General features: G+C 64.8%; 18 protein-coding genes and 2 tRNA genes. 13 read left to right on the top strand and 7 right to left on the bottom strand.

What is annotated here, in order from left to right; translation table 11 throughout:
- Positions 1–160: 160 nt before the first annotated feature.
- The gene (locus MKK67_RS12150) at positions 161–1,195 is read left to right on the top strand and encodes a glutamine synthetase beta-grasp domain-containing protein (protein WP_243965003.1); all 1,035 of its coding nucleotides are present in this window, start codon (positions 161–163) and stop codon (positions 1,193–1,195) included.
- 73 nt (positions 1,196–1,268) lie between these two features.
- On the opposite strand, the gene MKK67_RS12145 is transcribed toward MKK67_RS12150, so the two are convergent.
- Together MKK67_RS12145 and MKK67_RS12140 are read right to left on the bottom strand one after the other, a co-directional pair.
- The gene (locus MKK67_RS12145) at positions 1,269–1,451 is read right to left on the bottom strand and encodes a DUF2735 domain-containing protein (protein WP_243965002.1); all 183 of its coding nucleotides are present in this window, start codon (positions 1,449–1,451) and stop codon (positions 1,269–1,271) included.
- 415 nt (positions 1,452–1,866) lie between these two features.
- On the bottom strand, positions 1,867–2,205 hold the full coding sequence (locus MKK67_RS12140) for a P-II family nitrogen regulator (protein ID WP_003600526.1): 339 nt from the start codon (positions 2,203–2,205) through the stop codon (positions 1,867–1,869).
- 194 nt (positions 2,206–2,399) lie between these two features.
- Between MKK67_RS12140 and MKK67_RS12135 the strand changes: the two genes are divergently transcribed.
- A complete protein-coding gene (locus tag MKK67_RS12135; protein WP_243965000.1) occupies positions 2,400–3,905 on the top strand; it encodes an NAD(P)H-hydrate dehydratase in 1,506 nt (501 codons plus the stop codon).
- Here MKK67_RS12135 and MKK67_RS12130 read toward each other — a convergent pair.
- Positions 3,898–5,397 (bottom strand): multicopper oxidase family protein, encoded by a 1,500-nt coding sequence (locus MKK67_RS12130; protein WP_243964996.1) that lies wholly within the window; start codon positions 5,395–5,397, stop codon positions 3,898–3,900. The genes MKK67_RS12135 and MKK67_RS12130 overlap by 8 nt on opposite strands.
- 160 nt (positions 5,398–5,557) lie before the next feature.
- On the opposite strand from MKK67_RS12130, the gene MKK67_RS12125 reads away from it, so the two are divergent.
- The 10 genes from MKK67_RS12125 to MKK67_RS12080 all read left to right on the top strand — a co-directional run bounded on the left by MKK67_RS12125 (position 5,558) and on the right by MKK67_RS12080 (position 13,818).
- Positions 5,558–5,642, top strand: a tRNA-Leu gene (locus MKK67_RS12125).
- 141 nt (positions 5,643–5,783) lie between these two features.
- Entirely contained in the window at positions 5,784–7,193 is a 1,410-nt protein-coding gene (gene tig, locus MKK67_RS12120; RefSeq protein WP_243964995.1) for a trigger factor, read from the top strand.
- A gap of 125 nt (positions 7,194–7,318) precedes the next feature.
- Positions 7,319–7,945 (top strand): ATP-dependent Clp protease proteolytic subunit, encoded by a 627-nt coding sequence (locus tag MKK67_RS12115; RefSeq protein WP_007567155.1) that lies wholly within the window; start codon positions 7,319–7,321, stop codon positions 7,943–7,945.
- 184 nt (positions 7,946–8,129) lie between these two features.
- Complete coding sequence (gene clpX / locus MKK67_RS12110; RefSeq protein ID WP_007567156.1) at positions 8,130–9,401, top strand: ATP-dependent Clp protease ATP-binding subunit ClpX; 1,272 nt, start codon at positions 8,130–8,132, stop codon at positions 9,399–9,401.
- Positions 9,402–9,651: 250 nt separating this feature from the next.
- Positions 9,652–12,081 (top strand): endopeptidase La, encoded by a 2,430-nt coding sequence (gene lon / locus MKK67_RS12105; protein WP_243964993.1) that lies wholly within the window; start codon positions 9,652–9,654, stop codon positions 12,079–12,081.
- 69 nt (positions 12,082–12,150) lie between these two features.
- Entirely contained in the window at positions 12,151–12,873 is a 723-nt protein-coding gene (locus MKK67_RS12100) for an aspartate/glutamate racemase family protein (RefSeq protein WP_243964976.1), read from the top strand.
- Between the two features lie 49 nt (positions 12,874–12,922).
- Positions 12,923–12,998: transfer RNA gene (locus tag MKK67_RS12095), tRNA-Val, on the top strand.
- Between the two features lie 149 nt (positions 12,999–13,147).
- Positions 13,148–13,327: a hypothetical protein gene (locus MKK67_RS12090; RefSeq protein WP_243964967.1), complete on the top strand. Its 180-nt coding sequence runs from the start codon at positions 13,148–13,150 to the stop codon at positions 13,325–13,327.
- A gap of 52 nt (positions 13,328–13,379) precedes the next feature.
- Positions 13,380–13,613: a hypothetical protein gene (locus MKK67_RS12085; RefSeq protein WP_243964964.1), complete on the top strand. Its 234-nt coding sequence runs from the start codon at positions 13,380–13,382 to the stop codon at positions 13,611–13,613.
- 4 nt (positions 13,614–13,617) lie between these two features.
- Complete coding sequence (locus MKK67_RS12080; RefSeq protein ID WP_243964961.1) at positions 13,618–13,818, top strand: hypothetical protein; 201 nt, start codon at positions 13,618–13,620, stop codon at positions 13,816–13,818.
- An 824-nt stretch (positions 13,819–14,642) separates the two neighbouring features.
- Here the strand turns inward: MKK67_RS12080 and MKK67_RS12075 are convergent.
- The 3 genes from MKK67_RS12075 to MKK67_RS12065 form a co-directional block, all read right to left on the bottom strand.
- Positions 14,643–15,236: a hypothetical protein gene (locus MKK67_RS12075; protein WP_243964959.1), complete on the bottom strand. Its 594-nt coding sequence runs from the start codon at positions 15,234–15,236 to the stop codon at positions 14,643–14,645.
- A complete protein-coding gene (locus MKK67_RS12070) occupies positions 15,223–16,122 on the bottom strand; it encodes a hypothetical protein (protein ID WP_243964956.1) in 900 nt (299 codons plus the stop codon). Before MKK67_RS12070 ends, MKK67_RS12075 begins: the two co-directional genes overlap by 14 nt.
- Before the next feature lie 272 nt (positions 16,123–16,394).
- Positions 16,395–16,583, bottom strand: a complete 189-nt coding sequence (locus MKK67_RS12065; protein ID WP_243964954.1) for a hypothetical protein — start codon at positions 16,581–16,583, stop codon at positions 16,395–16,397.
- Positions 16,584–16,894: 311 nt separating this feature from the next.
- Between MKK67_RS12065 and MKK67_RS12060 the strand changes: the two genes are divergently transcribed.
- Positions 16,895–17,107, top strand: coding sequence for a hypothetical protein (locus MKK67_RS12060; protein ID WP_243964952.1), 213 nt, complete (start codon positions 16,895–16,897; stop codon positions 17,105–17,107).
- 569 nt (positions 17,108–17,676) lie between these two features.
- Here MKK67_RS12060 and MKK67_RS12055 read toward each other — a convergent pair.
- A complete protein-coding gene (locus MKK67_RS12055) occupies positions 17,677–18,261 on the bottom strand; it encodes a hypothetical protein (RefSeq protein ID WP_243964950.1) in 585 nt (194 codons plus the stop codon).
- Between the last annotated feature and the right edge of the window lie 447 nt (positions 18,262–18,708).

Genomic DNA, 18,708 nt, shown 5'->3' with positions numbered 1-18,708 from the left:
GAACGCCGGAGAACGGGAATCTCCCCCAGCGCCCGGCGGGCGAAGACAGTTCTGGCATGCTCCATGCAAAGGCGGCAGCGGCCGTCGAAACGGCGGCAAGCCGTTCGCGTCGCCCGGGGGTTGACCAGGTCGCGCATCGACAACGGACGAGAGAACCGGAATGACGAAATATAAGCTCGAGTATATATGGCTCGACGGGTATACGCCGGTCCCGAATCTGCGCGGTAAGACGCAGATCAAGGAATTCGACAGCTTCCCGACCCTCGACCAACTGCCGATGTGGGGCTTCGACGGCTCGTCCACGAAGCAGGCCGAGGGCGGCAGCTCCGACTGCATGCTCAAGCCCGTGCGCCACTTCCCCGATCCGGCCCGCAAGAACGGCGTCCTGGTCCTGTGCGAAGTGATGATGCCGGACGGCAAGACCCCGCACGAGTCCAACAAGCGCGCCACCATCCTGGACGATGCCGGCGCCTGGTTCGGCTTCGAGCAGGAGTACTTCCTGTACAAGGACGGCCGCCCGCTCGGCTTCCCGGCCAGCGGTTTCCCGGCTCCGCAGGGCCCGTACTACACCGGCGTCGGCTACTCGAATGTCGGCGACGTCGCCCGCAAGATCGTCGAGGAGCATCTCGACCTCTGCCTCGACGCCGGCATCAACCACGAGGGAATCAACGCCGAGGTGGCCAAGGGCCAGTGGGAATTCCAGATCTTCGGCAAGGGCTCCAAGAAGGCCGCCGACGAGATGTGGATGGCCCGCTACCTGCTGCAGCGCCTGTGCGAATCCTACGGCATCGACGTCGAGTACCACTGCAAGCCGCTCGGCGACACCGACTGGAACGGCTCGGGCATGCACTGCAACTTCTCGACCGCGTTCCTGCGGGAGCACGGCGGCAAAGCCTATTTCGAAGCGCTCATGGAAGCGTTCAAGAACAACCGCGAGGATCACATCGCCGTCTACGGTCCGGACAACCACATGCGGCTGACCGGCAAGCACGAGACGGCCTCGATCCACGAATTCTCGTACGGCATCGCCGATCGCGGCGCTTCGATCCGGGTGCCCCACTCGTTCGCCAATAACGGTTACAAAGGCTATCTCGAGGATCGCCGTCCGAACTCGCAGGGCGACCCCTACCAGATCGCCTCGCAGGTGCTGAAGACGATCTCTTCGGTGCCGACCGAGGCCGCTGTCGCCGCGTAATGCGGGTCGGGAGCCGCAAGCTCCCGCCATCGATCGACCGGAGCCGGGCTCGCGTGCCCGGCTTCTTCGCGTTTCAGGTCCGGCGCGGGCGCTCGTCGTCGCGGATCGCGGCCTCGTGGTACCAGGCGCCGCCGCCGATGCTGGGCACGGGCGCCGTCTTGATCGTCTCGATCGCCCGCGGCGTCAGTCGGGCGCGCCGAAACGCCGACAATTCGTAGATCTTGGCGGTCTCACGCCCGTCGGTACCGGCCATCATAGGGTCCTCCTGAGTGGATCAAAGCGGCCATTCCGACCGTCCGTTCCCGAGGATGTGGTGTTGCCGGCCCAGCACTCCATGGCCCGACACGCAGATGCCGGACATTCGTGCAGCGTGAATTCTTAGGCAGATCGGGAAAAGCGCCGACTTTCGGCGCGAGAATGCTGGTCATTCTCGGGATGAAATCCCGCGATCCACAGACGCAAAGATTCGCGGATCCTCGTTCAAAGCCTGCTTGAACGCGCGAATGCCATCTACATGACGGTGGCTCTGAAGTCCGTTCGCGTCACGCCGATATCGCGGGAGCCGCAACGAGACCCGAGGGATCGCCACGGTCCGAGATCGGGTGCTTCGCTGCGCGCGCCATGACGGTGAAGCCGCGGAGAGGCCCGGAGATGTCCGAGCCTCAAAAAGCTCAGATCGCGTCCGTGCCGGTCTCGCCGGTGCGGATGCGGATCGCTTCCTCGATGGTCGAGACAAAAATCTTGCCGTCGCCGATGCGGCCGGTCTGGGCCGACTTGCGGATCGCCTCGACGGCGCCCTCGACCAGCGCGTCCGACAGCACGATCTCGAGCTTCACCTTGGGGAGGAAGTCGACCACGTATTCGGCGCCGCGATACAGCTCGGTATGGCCCTTCTGACGGCCGAAACCCTTCGCCTCGATGACGGTGATGCCCTGGAGGCCGACCTCCTGGAGCGCCTCCTTCACCTCGTCGAGCTTGAAAGGCTTGATGATCGCTTCGATCTTCTTCATGCCGCTCGGGCCTGCGCTACGCTGCCGGATATTTCTAACATCGTCGATAAGACTCCGCCACGCCGTTTTCGCAGCGAGCGCCACGTTAGTGCTCATTCGGAGCGCAGGCTACGCACATCCTTCGGGCTTTCGATGAATTTGTGGCGCTTTTTTAATCAGTGTTGTTCGGTGCACGGGCAGACGTGGAGACGAGCATGCGAGTGCTGACGGTCGCGGCGATGCGCCGGGTCGATGCGGCGGCCATCGACGGGGGGATACCGGGTATCCGCTTGATGGAGGCCGCCGGGGCCGCGGTCGCCGAGCGTGCCCGGGCCCGGCTGCCCGAGGGCGGGCGGGTTTTGGTCCTGTGCGGTCCCGGCAACAATGGCGGTGACGGGTTCGTGGCCGCCCGGCTGCTGGCGGAGCGTGGCTACGCGGTCGATCTCCACCTGCTCGGCGAGCGCGGGGCGCTGACGGGCGATGCCGCTTTGGCCGCCGAGGCCTGGACCGGACCGGTGCAGCCGGCCGACGCCGATGCTCTGCCGCCCTGCGACCTCGTGATCGATGCGCTGTTCGGCGCCGGCCTGTCGCGCCATCTCGACGGCGCCGCCCGCGCCCTGGTCGAGGCGGTGAATGCCGCCGGCCGTCCGGTGCTCGCTGTGGACGTCCCGAGCGGGGTCGACGGCGATACCGGCGCCGTGCGCGGCGTCGCGATCCGGGCGGTGGAGACCGTGACCTTCGTGGCGTTCAAGCCGGGGCACCTGCTTCAGCCCGGCCGGAGCCTGTGCGGTCATCGCCATCTGGCCGATATCGGGACGGGCGAGGCGGCGCTGGAGGTCGGCCTCGCCGCGGCCACGCCGCCGCTCTTCCGCAACGGACCGGATCTGTGGGCCACAACCTTTCCCCGGCTGACCGGCGAGAGCCATAAATACACCCGCGGCCACGCCCTGGTCCTGTCGGGTCCGGCCACCAAGACCGGCGCCGCCCGGCTCGCCGCCCGGGGCGTCCTGCGGGTCGGGGCCGGGCTGGTCACCCTGGCCTCGCCCCAGGCGGCGCTAGCCGAGAATGCCGCCCAGCTCACCGCGATTATGCTGCGCCCCTGCGAGACGGCGGACGATCTCGACGACCTGCTCACCGACGAGCGCCTCAACGTCGTCCTCGCCGGCCCGGGCCTGGGCACCGGCGAGCCGACTCGCGAGCGCGTCGCGGTGGCGGCTGCCGCCGGCCGCAGTCTCGTGCTCGATGCCGATGCGCTGACGAGTTTTTCGGGCCAGGCGCCCCTGCTCGCTGCCCACCTCGCCGACGGCGACGCGCATGCGGTTCTCACGCCGCATGAGGGTGAGTTCGCGCGGCTGTTCAAAGAGACGGAGGCTACCGCCGAGGGCGCCGACAAGGTCGCGCGGACCCGTGCCGCTGCCGCCCTGACCGGCGCCGTCGTGGTCCTGAAGGGAGCCGACACCGTGATCGCGAGCCCCGACGGGCGCGCGGCGATCAACGATCACGGCAGCCCCTATCTCGGCACCGCCGGCTCGGGCGACGTGCTCAGCGGCCTGATCGCCGGGCTGCTGGCGCAGGGCATGCCGCCCTTCGAGGCGGCGGCGGCCGGCGTCTGGCTCCACGGCGATGCCGGCCTGCGCCACGGGCCGGGCCTGATCGCCGAGGACATTCCGGAGCTGATGCCCGCTGTCCTGAGAGATCTTGTCGAAGCCGGACTTACGTGACCTCGAACATCGTCCAGAGGCCGGTATCGAACCGCTCCAGCACCGTAGCGCTGATCAGCCAGCGCCCCGGATTGTCGGCCAGAAAGCCGATGCGGGCGGTCCGGCCTTCCAGGAGCTGGAAGGTGTCGAGCCAGTAGGGCTCCCAGCCATCGTCGAGGGGGTGGAGCAGGCGGAAGCAGTGGCCGTGTAGGTGCAGGGCCTGCGGGAAAGCGGTCTCGTTGCGCAGGGCCAGCACCACCACCTGCCCGCGCTTTACCGTGAAGATCGGCTGGAGGCCCGTACTCGCGCTGGTGCCGTTCACCGCCCAGATCTTTTGGGGATCCCCCGTGTAGACCGGCTCGGGCGCCGGCTTGTCCTTCGGCGCATCCTTGGCGGCTTTCGGCACGAAGGCACCGCCGGTGATCACCACGTCCCGCCGCAGAGCGTTCTGGAGCTTGATCTCCGCGGGCAGGCGCTTGTTCTCGCCGATCGGGCCGATCGGCGGCCGCGTGTCGATGATCTTGGCGCCCTTCGTGGTCACGGTCGCCAGGGTCAGGCCCTGGCCGACGAGCGCGATGATCGAGCAGGTGGCGCCTTCCTGCTCGGGCAGGTCGACCATCAGGTCGTAGCGCGTGCCCGGGGGGAACGGCAGGGTCGCCCGCAGGGGCTCGAACGTGTCGGTCGGCTGCCCGTCCACCGCCGCGACATAGACCTTCACGCCCTCGAACCGGAGCCGCGTCCCGCGGGCGTTGCAGGCATTGCCGAGGCGTAGGCGGACGCGGGCGCCCGGACGCGCCTCGAACGTGCCCGGCACCGGCTTGCCGTTGACGGTCACGAGGTTGCCGAGGCGCCCGTTGGTGGCGGCGAACAGCGGCTGGCCGAACGGCATCAGGCTGGCATCGTCCTCCAGCCGCCAATCCTGCATCACCAGGCCGACATCGGCATCGACCAGCGGCGGGCTCGCCTCCTCGACGATCAGCATGCCCGCCAGCCCCCGGCCGGACGGCTCGCTCGCCCCGCCGACCACGAGGGGGCGGATCAGGTAGGTCCCGGCATCCGGAGGCGTGAACTGGTACAGGAAGTCGGCGCCCGGCTGGATCGGTGCCTGGGTCACGCCCCCGACGCCGTCCATCGCGTTGATATTGCGCACCCCGTGCCAGTGCAGCGAGAGCGCCTTGTCGGTGCGATTCGCGATCTTGAGCCGGACCGGCTGGCCGAGCTTGATCCGCACCAGGGGCGGCAGGGCCTTGCCGTCGAAGCACCAGACCGGGGTCTCCGCCGCGGGCTCGGGCCGCAGCCGAGCCTTTCCGGGGGCGGCCGGCAGGGCGGGAGCCGGGGCGGTGGCGTCCGGCGCCGCCGGGGTCGGCGTGGCCGCCGGCTTCTCGGAGGTTGTCCCCTGCGCCAGACCCGTCTCCGGCATCAGCCCGAACGCGGCCGCCGTGGCGAGCAGTGTGCGGCGCGACGGCGTGCCGACGCGCGGATCGGTCGGCGGCACGGGGCGGGATGGGGTCATGGGATCTCGACGGCGGCTCGCGAAGGGCCTCGATAGATAGCCGCGTGCCCAGGCGCGCGCCACCGCCGGCAAGGGAGGTTAAGTTTTTTGCTGCGAGCGGTGCGGCCCATGCTATAGGGCGCGCTTCCGGCGGCCGGCGACGCGCCGGGTGTCGGCGCGCGCGGGCGTGGCGGAACTGGTAGACGCGCTGGATTTAGGTTCCAGTGTCGCAAGACGTGGGGGTTCGAGCCCCTCCGCCCGCACCAGGACGCTTCGAGATGGCGCGGCCCCGCTCGGGGCCGCCTCATCCCCGTATCCGACACCGTCGTATCCCGGACCGCGCGACCAAGCCGCACGACGCCGGCCCGGCCGGCGACCACAAGGTCTTTTGAAGAGCGACGACGACGATGCAGGTGACCGAGATCAACGCCCAGGGTCTGAAGCGCGAGTTTCAGGTGCTGCTGGCCGCCCAGGAACTCGAGGAGCGCCTGACGACCGAGCTCTCCGGCATGAAGGACAAGGTCCAGCTGAAGGGCTTCCGCCCCGGCAAGGTCCCGGTCGCGCATCTGCGCAAGGTCTATGGCCGCTCGGTGATGGCCGAGGTGGTGCAGAACGCCGTCAATGAAGCCAACCGCAAGATCGTGGCCGACAACGGCCTCAAGCTGGCGCTGGAGCCGCAGGTCGAGTTCCCGACCGATCAGGCCGAGGTCGAGAAGGCGCTCGACGCCAAGGCCGACCTGGCCTTCAAGGTCGCCCTCGAGGTGATGCCGAGCTTCGAGCTGGCCGACCTCTCCGACGTCAGCCTCAAGAAGCTCGTGGCCAAGCCCGAGGAGTCCGAGGTCGACGAGGCCCTGCAGCGCATGGCCGGCCAGAGCCGTCCGTTCACCGAGCGGGATGAGGGTGCCGAGGCCCAGAACGGCGACCGCGTCACCATCGATTTCGTCGGCCGCATCGACGGCGAGGAATTCCAGGGCGGCAAGGGCGAGGGCATCGACCTGGAGCTCGGCTCCGGCTCGTTCATCCCGGGCTTCGAGGAGCAGCTCGTCGGCGCCAAGGTCGGCGACAAGCGGGTCGTGAAGGCGACCTTCCCGGAGGCCTACGGCGCCGAGCACCTCGCCGGCAAGGACGCCGAGTTCGACGTGACCGTCACCAAGATCCAGGCCCCGGGCGAGGCCAAGATCGACGACGAGTTCGCCAAGTCGCTCGGCATGGAGTCGCTTGAGAAGCTGCGCGAGGCGATCGCCAAGGCGATCGGCGGCGACTTCGAAGCGGCCTCACGCCGCAAGCTCAAGAAGGACCTGTTGGACGCGCTGGACGGCAAGTACGCCTTCGAGCTGCCGCCCACCCTGGTCGCGCAGGAATTCGCCAGCGTTTGGGCGCAGGTGGAGCAGGACCTCAAGACCCGCGGCAAGAGCTTCGAGGACGAGGACACCACCGAGGAGAAGGCCCAGGCCGACTACCGGAAGATCGCCGAGCGTCGCGTCCGGCTCGGACTCGTGCTTGCACAGGTCGGCGAGAGCGCCGATATCAAGGTTTCCGACGAGGAGGTGAACCAGGCCCTCATCGCTCGGGTCCGGCAGTTCCCGGGCCAGGAGCAGCAGGTGTGGGACTTCTACCGCAAGAACCCGCAGGCGCTCGCCGAGCTTCGGGCGCCGCTGTTCGAGGAGAAGGTGGTTGACCACGTCCTCGGTCAGGTCAAACTCGTCGAAGAGCCGGTCTCGAAAGAGACGCTTTTCGCCGATGAGGATGACGACGACACGACCGGCGAGAAGCCGGCAGACAAGGCCGAAGCCAAGACCGAGGCAACGGCCGACTGAGCCCCGCACTGTCCCAGGACGGCGGGCATAGGGTTAGGCGATGGTTAAGCATCGCCGGTGTTCGCTGACATGCCCGGGCTGCCCTGATTCGCGGCAGCCCCGGGCCTCACTCTGGGCAGGACGAGATGAGAGATCCGATCGACGTCTACAACAACGCACTCGTGCCGATGGTCGTCGAGCAGTCGAGCCGCGGCGAGCGCGCCTTCGACATCTACTCCCGCCTCCTGCGCGAGCGCATCATCTTCCTCACCGGTCCCGTGGAGGATTACGGTGCGTCGCTGATCGTGGCGCAGCTTCTGTTTCTCGAAGCCGAGAACCCCAAGAAGGAAATTTCCTTCTATATCAATTCCCCCGGCGGCGTCGTGACCTCGGGCCTGTCGATCTACGACACGATGCAGTTCATCCGCTGCCCGGTGACGACCCTTTGCGTCGGCCAGGCCGCCTCGATGGGCTCGCTGTTGCTCACCGCCGGTGAGCCCGGCCACCGCTTCGCCCTGCCGAACGCCCGGATCATGGTCCACCAGCCCTCCGGCGGCTTCCAGGGCCAGGCCACGGACATCCTGATCCATGCCCGCGAGATCGAGGCGCTGAAGCGGCGCCTGAACGAGATCTACGTGAAGCATACCGGCCGTGACTACGCAGCCATTGAGAACGCGCTGGAGCGCGACAATTTCATGACGGCGGATGCGGCCAAGGAGTTCGGCCTCATCGACGAGGTCATCCAGAAGCGTCCCGAGCCCGCCGCCGCCTGACGGTTGCGTCGCCTGACCGCCGCGGCGTGGCCTTGATCCCGCCGCGGCAGCGTGTTTGCATCCGATGACAGGGCCCATCGGTCAAAGGCGCGCAGCATACTGTTTCTTTAAACGGGCCCCCTTACGTTGAAGCGATGCGCGTGCGCCCTTAGCCGGCTGCGTACGCGACGAATCGGAGACCGATATGAGCAAGACTGGCGGCAACGACTCCAAGAGCACGCTGTATTGCTCGTTCTGCGGCAAGAGCCAGCACGAGGTCCGCAAGCTGATCGCCGGCCCGACCGTGTTCATCTGCGACGAGTGCGTCGAGCTGTGCATGGACATCATCCGCGAGGAATCGAAATCCTCGCTGGTGAAGAGCCGCGACGGCGTCCCGACCCCGAAGGAGATCCGGCGCGTCCTCGACGATTACGTCATCGGCCAGGACTTCGCCAAGAAGGTCCTCTCGGTCGCGGTGCACAACCACTACAAGCGGCTCGCGCACGCGACGAAGCACAACGACGTCGAGTTGGCGAAGTCCAACATCATGCTGATCGGGCCGACCGGCTCGGGCAAGACCCTGCTCGCGCAGACGCTGGCCCGGATCCTCGACGTGCCGTTCACCATGGCGGACGCCACGACCCTGACCGAGGCCGGCTATGTCGGCGAGGATGTGGAAAACATCATCCTCAAGCTGCTCCAGGCCTCGGACTACAACGTCGAGCGGGCGCAGCGCGGCATCGTCTACATCGACGAGATCGATAAAATTTCGCGTAAGTCCGACAACCCCTCGATCACCCGCGACGTGTCGGGCGAGGGCGTGCAGCAGGCGCTCCTGAAGATCATGGAGGGCACGGTCGCCTCCGTGCCGCCGCAGGGTGGCCGCAAGCACCCGCAGCAGGAGTTCCTGCAGGTCGACACCACCAACATCCTGTTCATCTGCGGCGGCGCCTTCGCGGGGCTGGAGCGGATCATCTCCCAGCGCGGCAAGGGCACCTCGATCGGCTTCGGCGCCAGCGTGCAGGCCCCGGACGACCGCCGCACCGGCGAGATCTTCCGCTCGGTCGAGCCCGAGGATCTGCTGAAGTTCGGCCTCATCCCCGAGTTCGTCGGCCGCCTGCCGGTCCTGGCGACCCTCGAGGATCTCGACGAGGCCGCGCTGAAGAAGATCCTCCAGGAGCCGAAGAACGCCCTGGTGAAGCAGTACCAGCGGCTGTTCGAGATGGAGAACGTCGACCTGACGTTCCAGGACGACGCGCTGTCGCTCGTTGCCCGCAAGGCGATCGAGCGCAAGACCGGCGCTCGCGGCCTGCGGTCGATCTTGGAGACGATCCTGCTCGACACGATGTACGACCTGCCGGGTCTCGAATCCGTGGAGCAGGTCGTGATCGGTCCCGAGGTGGTCGAGGGCAAGTCGCGTCCGCTCTACATCCACGGCGACCGCAACAAGGAAGCGCCCGCCAGTGTAAGCGCGTAAGCGCTTGGTAGGGTTGCGTTAAGCGCCCGGCTCCGGCCGGGCGCGCTGCGGGGAACATCTTGAAAACGCTGCCCCCCGCAGCCACCTCAGGCTCATCGCGGTGGCCGCTCGCTCCTTCGAGGAACGGTCCGCGTCGCCAGCCGCAAAGTTCACGACCATCCCGACCCTCGCGGCCCGGTCGGCCCCTGGCAGTCGGTTCGCCCCATCGCCGGGGGGACCGAAGCTGGGCGTCCCTGAGAGGAAGTCTCCTATGACACAATCGAAATCGCGCCAGCCGGTCGTCCCGGGCTCGACGGGCTCCTACGCCGTTCTCCCCCTGCGCGACATCGTCGTTTTTCCGCACATGATCGTGCCGCTGTTCGTCGGCCGCGAGAAGTCGATCCGCGCCCTCGAAGAGGCCGTGCGCACCGATCGCCACATCCTGCTCGCCACCCAAATCAACGCGGGCGACGACGATCCGGCCACCGACGCGATCTACAAGATCGGTACCCTCGCCTCGGTGCTGCAGCTCCTGAAGCTGCCCGACGGCACCGTGAAGGTGCTGGTCGAGGGCATCGGCCGCGCCAAGGTGACCGGTTTCACCCGCTCCGACGAGTATTACGAGGCGACTGCCGAGGCTCTGCACGACGAGCTCGGCGACCGCGTCGAGGCCGAGGCGCTCGCGCGCTCGGTGCTCTCGGAGTTCGAGAACTACGTCAAGCTCAACAAGAAGATTTCGCCTGAAGTCGTCTCGGCCGTGACCCAGATCGACGAGCCCTCGAAGCTCGCCGACACGATCGGCTCGCACCTGCTGGTCAAGATCTCTGACAAGCAGGGCATCCTGGAGACGCCCACGGTGGCGCAGCGCCTCGAGCGCGTGCTGTCGCTGATGGAGAGTGAGATCTCCGTGCTGCAGGTGGAGAAGCGCATCCGGACCCGCGTCAAGCGGCAGATGGAGAAGACCCAGCGCGAGTACTACCTCAACGAGCAGATGAAGGCGATCCAGAAGGAGTTGGGCGACTCCGAGGACGGCCGTGACGAGCTGGCCGAGCTCGAGGAGAAGATCGAGAAGACCAAGTTCACCAAGGAAGCCCGCGACAAGGCCACCGCCGAGCTGAAGAAGCTCCGGCAGATGTCGCCGATGTCCGCCGAGGCGACGGTGGTGCGCAACTATCTGGACTGGATGCTCGGCATCCCGTGGGGCAAGCGCTCGAAGATCAAGAAGGATCTGCTCGGCGCCCAGGTCCTGCTGGACAACGACCATTTCGGCCTGGACAAGGTCAAGGAGCGGATCGTCGAGTACCTCGCCGTCCAGCAGCGGGCGAACAAGCTCACCGGCCCGATCCTGTGCCTCGTCGGCCCCCCCGGCGTCGGCAAGACCTCGCTCGGCAAATCCATCGCCCGGGCGACGGGTCGTGAGTTCGTGCGCATGTCGCTCGGCGGCGTGCGTGACGAAGCCGAGATCCGCGGCCACCGTCGGACCTATATCGGTTCGATGCCGGGCAAGATCGTCCAGTCGATGCGCAAGGCCAAGACCTCGAACCCGCTCATCCTGCTCGACGAGATCGACAAGATGGGCATGGATTTCCGCGGCGATCCGTCCGCGGCGCTCCTCGAAGTCCTGGATCCGGAGCAGAACGCCACCTTCAACGACCACTACCTGGAGGTGGATTACGACCTCTCGAACGTGATGTTCGTGACCACGGCCAACACCCTCAACATCCCCGGCCCGCTGATGGACCGGATGGAGGTGATCCGCATCGCCGGGTACACCGAGGAGGAGAAGGTCGAGATCGCGCGCAAGCACCTGATCCCGAACGCCTTGAAGAAGCACGGCCTCGGGACCCACGAGTGGTCGATCGACGACGACGGGCTGATGATGCTGGTTCGACGCTACACGCGGGAAGCCGGCGTCCGTAACCTGGAGCGCGAGCTGTCCAACCTGATCCGCAAGGCGGTGAAGGAGATTCTGATCACCAAGACCAAGTCGGTCGCGGTGAATGTGGAGACTCTTCCGGTCTTCCTCGGCCCGCCGAAGTTCCGCTACGGCGAGATCGATGCGGACGATCAGGTCGGCGTGGTCACGGGTCTGGCCTGGACCGAGGTCGGTGGCGAGTTGCTGACGATCGAGGGGGTCATGATGCCCGGCAAGGGCAAGATGACCGTCACGGGCAACCTGAAGGACGTGATGAAGGAGTCGATCTCGGCGGCCGCATCCTATGTGCGCTCGCGGGCGATCGATTTCGGGATCGAGCCGCCGCTGTTCGAGCGTCGGGACATCCACGTCCACGTGCCGGAGGGGGCGACCCCGAAGGACGGCCCGTCCGCCGGTATCGCCATGGCCACCGCCATCGTCTCGACGCTGACCGGCATCGCCGTCCGCCGCGACATCGCGATGACCGGCGAGGTGACGCTGCGTGGTCGGGTCCTGCCGATCGGTGGCCTGAAGGAGAAGCTGCTCGCTGCTCTGCGCGGCGGCATCAAGACGGTGCTGATCCCCGAGGAGAACGCCAAGGACATCGCCGAGGTGCCCGACAGCGTGAAGAACGGACTGGAGATCATCCCGGTCTCCCGGATGGATCAGGTGCTGGAGAAGGCCCTGGTGCGCGTGCCGGTCGCCATCGAGTGGGAAGAGCCCCTGCCGGTGGCTGCTAAGCCCGCCCGGACGGACGAGGAAGGCGCGGCGTTCATCGCCCACTGACCGACCCGTGACGTGACGATCGTAGCCCCCGGAGCTTGCTCCGGGGGCTTTTTCGTGGGGAGTCCGTCGATGCGCATCCTGCTGATCAACCCGAACACCAGCCAGGCCGTGACCGACCTCGTCGCCGGGCATGTGCGAAGGCAGATTGGCGACCGGGCGGAGATACGGGCGGTGACGGTCCGCTTCGGCGCCCGCTACATCGCGAGCCGCGCGGCCTCGGTGATCGCGGGCCACGCCGCCCTCGACGCCCTGGCGGAGCACGGAGACGACTGCGATGCGGTCTACCTCGCCTGCTTCGGGGATCCCGGGCTGTTGGCCCTGCGGGAGCTGTCGCCCGTCCCGGTGATCGGCATGGCCGAGGCGGCCTGCCGCGAGGCCGCCGCCGCGGGCCGATTCGGCATCGTCACCGGCGGCGCGGCCTGGGCGCCGATGCTCCGGGAATTCGTGAGTAGCCTCGGCCTGCCGGACCGGCTCGCAGCGATCACCACGGTGAGACCGACCGGCGGCGATATCGCCGAGGATCCGGACCGCGCCCTCGGCATCCTGGCAGAGGCCTGCCAGAAGTGCCGCGCGGCCGGATCGGACACGGTGATCCTCGGCGGCGCCGGTCTCGCCGGCTTGACCGAGCGCCTCGCCCCGTTGGTTCGGATCCCGCTGATCTGCTCCGTGGAAGCCGGCACCCGCGCGGTCCTAGCCGCTGCTGCGTCGCGCGGGGCTCCCGCGCTGCGCCCATCGCCGATGGAGAGCATCGGTCTCGCGCCCGCGCTCACCCGCCGGCTCGCGGCCCCCTGACGGAGCCCTCTTGCCTCACACCGACCCCATGCCGTAACGGTCGGCCGCCGGGCGGTTAGCTCAGTTGGTAGAGCGTCTCCTTTACACGGAGAGGGTCGGGGGTTCGAGTCCCTCACCGCCCACCATATTTTACAACGACTTAGTGACATTGCTTAGACGAGTTGCTTCCCAGATACTGGCATTGGGAAGCGTATGGGAAGCAATCATGGCCCCAAGCCGGAGCGTTTCCATTCTCTGGACGGCGGCCTAGGTCACCGACGACGAGATCAAGGCCGTGATAGACGCGGTGCACACCGATCTGGTGACCGTGACCTACCCTTTGGCCAAGAGCTGGACACTCGACTTGGTCGCGGCCGTCGTCGCGCAAAAAGCCTCTCAGGACGCGTTGCTTGCCGACGGGGAAGCCTACAGGCGCAACATGGTCCGCGTCGCGATCCTGCTGGCTCATCCGTGAAGGCATTAGCGACGATACGGCGGGGGCCAGGACCGAATGGAAGGTGCGCCTCGTGACATTTCTGCTCCCGCACCTACGGGGCGACGATGCCGAATGCGATAGTGCGCTGAACGCGGTGCTGACGGCGTTATACACTGCGCATGCCGAGGGGCTAAGGCGCGCAGCTCGCTTCTGCCGGACCGTAGCAGACGGCGCAGTGTACGGCGGCGACTGGCTCACAGCCGGGATCGTGCTGGCCTGGGTCATCTTGCTCGGCCTGAACGGCGGCGTCGACCGGCTGCAGTAGCGCCATGCCTGAGACCCTCACCGGCTGGATCCTGATCGCCGCCGTCCTGCTGTCGGGCATGGCAGCTAGCTCGACCGCGGCTGGCATGCTCGATGATGTCCTCGGCGATGGCGCTATCAAGCGTCGCGATGTGGCCGCGCTGCTGATGCTCTTATCGTTGATGGTGGCGTCGGCGCTGCTGCTGTGGCTGACCAACAGTCACTGACCGGATGCCGAGAGCCCGGCTGCCTATTGCCCAAGTCATGGCCCTCCGCGCATGCGGGCATTACCCCAAAGGCATGCGTCACGAGGCTCACCGCAAGACGATGCGGGTGCTGCAGGAGCAGGGGCTGGTCGCGGAGCGCGCGCCGTACCTCGCGCGCGACGTCCGCTGGTTCCTGAGGCCAGCCGGCAAGGAGTCGCCCACCGAGATTGGGATGCGCGAACCGCGGGAGCCCTAGCTCCCCCTCCGCCGCGAACTCCCAGATCGGCGGGCGCTATTCCTAGCTAGGACCTTCACGCGTTCTCGATTGTTGGACCAAAGCGTCCCACAAATCATGAGCGTTTTATGAGCAGCCCCCATCTCCGGACAGAGCGCCAAATCGAAGGCGCTGCCGAAATCACATTCATCGACAACGGGAAGCTCATCCGCTTCGTCGTTCCACCAGTCGGTCCCGTTCTAGAAAATGAGCATGGGGGCATGACGCACGATGAGAGACGCCGCGCTTTGGAAGAGGCTCGAGCTGCGGCAAACGTTTTCCTAGAATTTGTTAGTGGAGAGCTTCTATCCAATTGGACCTGATGGACAGCATCGCCCCTCTGCCGCGAGTAAGCGGTGGGGCGAGGCGTTCAAGCTGGTTGCGCCAAGTGGCGACGGTAAGCGGAAGATCTGACATGCCAGCGGAGTAGGTGCGCTGCGTTAATGACGCCTCACTCACGCACCAGCCGACATCCCATCATCGAGAAGAATGCTGGAGGTCGGAGGGCCAGCTGAGGAGGGCTGTCGGCGACCACAGCCGTCCACAAGGGGCTCACCAATTGCTTAACGTCCTATCGGCCTTGCGTTGCCAGTCGCGTGACGTTGCTGGCTTGCTGTTCCTGGTGTGCGTCAAAGATTGAGCGATACCAAATCAAATCGTGTAAGATCGTCACTGCACCGACCGCTTCTTTAAGAGCATAGCCGGTGCTGGCCACTACTACGATGAACAGCCATTCGTTCAACCCGGACGGTGGGTTTGCTACTGCCAGAGCGAGAAGACCTGCTCCGCTAAGAACGACAGCAACGATCTGCGCGGCCTGAACATAACTTGTCTGATATAAATAGATCTTGAACATACCATTTTCTCGCAGGTATGTGGAAAATCTTGGCGAACAGATATTTTCGAATATTTTTGCGAATGCGTTCCAAGCAAGAGTGAGCAAAAGCCCATTCAAAGTCAAAATTCCAGCGTAAATTGGAATGCCTACGCTAGCATCTGTATAGAACTTTACTGAAATAAATCTCTGAACAAACAATCCAAAAACAATAAAGAGGCAGATCCACCACGGAACCAGCCGAGATATATGACCCAACCGGCTGTGGTCGGTTAAGTTTTCCAACCACAGGGTTAGGAATGTCGGCCGATCTAGCTCATTCCTGGCCATAAAACTCTATCAGCGCCGCCGCTGCCTCTTTGAATTCATCGGTTTCGTCGTCATGAGACTCCAGAAAAACTCTTAGCTGTTGTGGCCCCGCCTGAATGTTCTCATTACGTTCCTTATCTAAATCAAATCGTGGTTTTTTCAACGCGACCTCGCGCCCCTCCGGTGTGCGTCCCCGCATTCCGTACTGACCATATCCGGCATCGGCTAGGCCAACGGCCTCTTCGATATAGCCGCCATCCGTTTTTCGCATTTCTTTGCCGGCCGCAGGCACAGCTCGGCCTTGGAGTGCGCCGATGTTGTCCCGTGCCATAATCTCGCTCAACATGCGTCCAGGATCGCGCGGATGAGGATTGAAGGGACGAACAGCGAAATCAAATCGATCTAAGGTCCAGGTATCAACAGCTCGGCGAGCATCTGCATGGGTTGCGGCTTGAGTAATTGCTATATCTCCACCTTCAACAGCATTACGAAAAATAGTTTTCATTCGAGCAATGCCCGCAGCGGATCCCAAGTGAATTTCACCAGTGCGATCGTTGACTGCCAAAGCCCCAAGACTAGGTACGGCAACGAAGCTCGCATAACGGACTGCGTCGCCGTCGCTCCATCGGCGATGTACCTCATCAGTATCTGAGTCATAATATGCTTCAGATCGCCCAGTGAGCTGCTGGCCGACATCCCAGGTCAACACATCTCGACCAGAAACCACTAGACGTTTCGGCCGCATAATAAGGGTGTCAGCATCGTCCGGCCCAGGATCCGCTTTTCGATGCACCACGAGGGTGCCGCGAATCCTCTGTAGGATTTGATACTGCTCTCGTGCACTGAGCGGATTGTCGTTGATTGTCATCTCATAACGACACATGACATACGGGACCGGACGCGGCATCTAACATCCTCACGCGAGCCGCAATCTAATCGCAGGGCACCGGATGCCTTGCAACCTAAAGTCCAGCTTGCGCGCTGAATCCGCTTCAGTGGTGTCAGTCGCCGACTCGACACCGAATCTGTGCAGCTATCCTCCCGAGACTTGCGCAGGCCTCGTCGGCCTCGCTCTCGTCGCCGCTGCAGGTGGGTGATAGTAGACCAATTGCCGTCGACCTGAACCACCCGCTCGGCCCGGCCCCGATCTGCTCATGGGGCGGGGCGGAAATCGGCCGATCAAAAGCGCCGCATGTAATCGCCGAGTTCGAGGCGCATCCCCGCTTCGAAGCCGATGTGCCATGCCTGGACATCGGCAGTTCGCATGCCGGCTTCCTGATGCCCTCGGGCCACAATGATCCCGACCTGCTCGATCCGGCGCACCATGCCCTCAACGCTGCCTGTCTCCGGGCTCAGCGTCTTGATCATCTCGCTCGCTGCAAGCCGGCCAGCTTTTTCGCCTCGCGCGATGGGAGCTAGCGGCTTGCTATGCGGCGGCATGGGTCTCGATGGCCTCACCTGTGTGAGCCGATACACAACGCGGCTCGTGAGACAGGATAGGGCCGGGCGGTTACCCGTTCATGTTGCCAGCCACTATGTGGTTGCCCCACGACGATACCCTGCGTTAGGGGCGTGTCAGGGAACAGAACCGGGCCGCATGAGCGACGACCATCGCGAGTTCGAGCATTCCTTACTCTCAGGCGGATACAGCCGCACCGCGATCTGGATCGGGTATTGCGATGAACGTACGGGAAGGGTTTCACCGCGTCGGCTCGGTTTTCGCAGTGATTACCGCATTTGCCGTCGCTCTGCTTTTCGCGATGTTCCGAACGGATTTAAACGAACGAGGCATCCTGTTTTTCGCAGCGATGGCCGTCATACTCCCGGTGCTGGCATACGGCACCACGGCATCGGTTGGTTGGGTCCTTTCCGGCTTTCAAGATCGGACCTGACACAAGCGCTTTTCCAACCGCTACCGCCTACTTTTCCGGTTTGACTTTCCCCCCTCCGCTGGCGGTGGTTTGCGACTCACCAGCTTTGCTCCCGGGGGCAACCGTACCGCTCGGCAGGGGCGCCTTGACCTGGAAGGGTGGGAATATGCTGTCACCGACTATATGGCGGCTAGTGACGGGCTGTGCGGGTTTTTTCTCGGTCATTTGCCACCCTCACGGATCGGCTTTCCCGACTTCCCTTTAGCACCGGGGTTATCCGAAACGTCCCCGGTGCCAGCGGCCTTTACCGGTGCAGGGGGTCGCACCGGGAGCTGCGGCATCGCGGAACGCACATCGAAAGTCGGGAAAATGCTGGCGCCGATCTTTTGGCCGCCACCGGGCAGGAATTCCCGGCTGCTCGGCAGTGCTCCAGGAAAGAGAGGGTTTCGCCGCTTTATCAAGCCTACCTCCCGTTACCCTTAGACGAAGGATTGCCCGAGGCTGGCCGCGAGGGGGCGGGCGAAGCCGGTGCTGCGGTGCCACTCGGCATTGGCACGTTCACAGCGAACGTCGGAAATATGCTCCGGCCTTCAAAGCCCGGGATCGTGGAGGGCCTGGGTGGTGGGGGCGGGGAGTTGCGCGTGGTCATTCGGGACGTCCTCCGTTTCGGGGTACGTTAGCTCAAAATAGGCGTTCGCTTCCACTTCTGCGAGTCTCAAGAGCTTTTTGCTCGGCTCGAAACCCTCCGGAAAATACCGGCCTTCGGCCTCGAGCTGGATTTTTCGAAGCTGCGTCCGACGCTTGATAATTTGATCCTCGGGAAGTTCCCCGATGTATATCTGCTCCCATTCCTCTTCCGCATCGATCCAAAGCAATTCGATGGCGACCGTTAGGTCACTCGCGGATTTGTGGTTTCTTGCGAAGGGAAAAACGTTTTTCAGGGCGTCTAAAAGCTGTGCCGCCACAATGATGGACGACCACAGGATGGGGTATTCTTTAAAAACCACCCATCCGGCTATGCTCCCGCTCGAAGCAACCGCTTTGATGATTTCTACAGCACGGACCCGCCGCGCGAGCTGGTTCCGGTAAAGGCGAATGCAGACGCTGGAGGCTTTCAGTTGCTGGAGCTGTCTCCAGTACAAATCCGGCTGTCGCCTGGAAGGCGTGTTATTCACCGTGCGGTCCCTCGCCTGCCTGCGGCGCCATTTCCCCGGGAAAAGACCTGGTGCGAATGCCCGGGTATTTTTCGGGGACTGTTGGGATTTACCGTATGGGCGGGTGCGGGGCTGTTCCCGGAAAAATGCACCGGAGATTTTTCGACCAGCGCCACGTTGGCCGATGGAAATTCACCCGTGATTTTTCGGCGGTCGCGTTTTTAAAGCGACGGCCGTGGGATAGGGGGTCAAAAAGGGTTTCTCGGCTGAGTTGGTGGGTACGTGTCGCGTGACCACCGTTGCGATGGCGGCGGCTGAGCCTCTTGCACGGGGTAGGGGGCTAAATCCGGGTTTTCGCCAGGAAATACCCAAGTCCCTTGGGCTCACGCAGTGGGAGCTTCGCCAGCCCACGTGGAACCCGTGCGGCGCACAATCATTGCTGCACCGCACGTCTCAACCCGTGCAACG

The sequence above is a fragment of the Methylobacterium sp. J-072 genome, from assembly GCF_022829425.1.
Lineage (GTDB): Bacteria > Pseudomonadota > Alphaproteobacteria > Rhizobiales > Beijerinckiaceae > Methylobacterium.
This window is presented reverse-complemented; position numbering and strand designations above follow the sequence as displayed.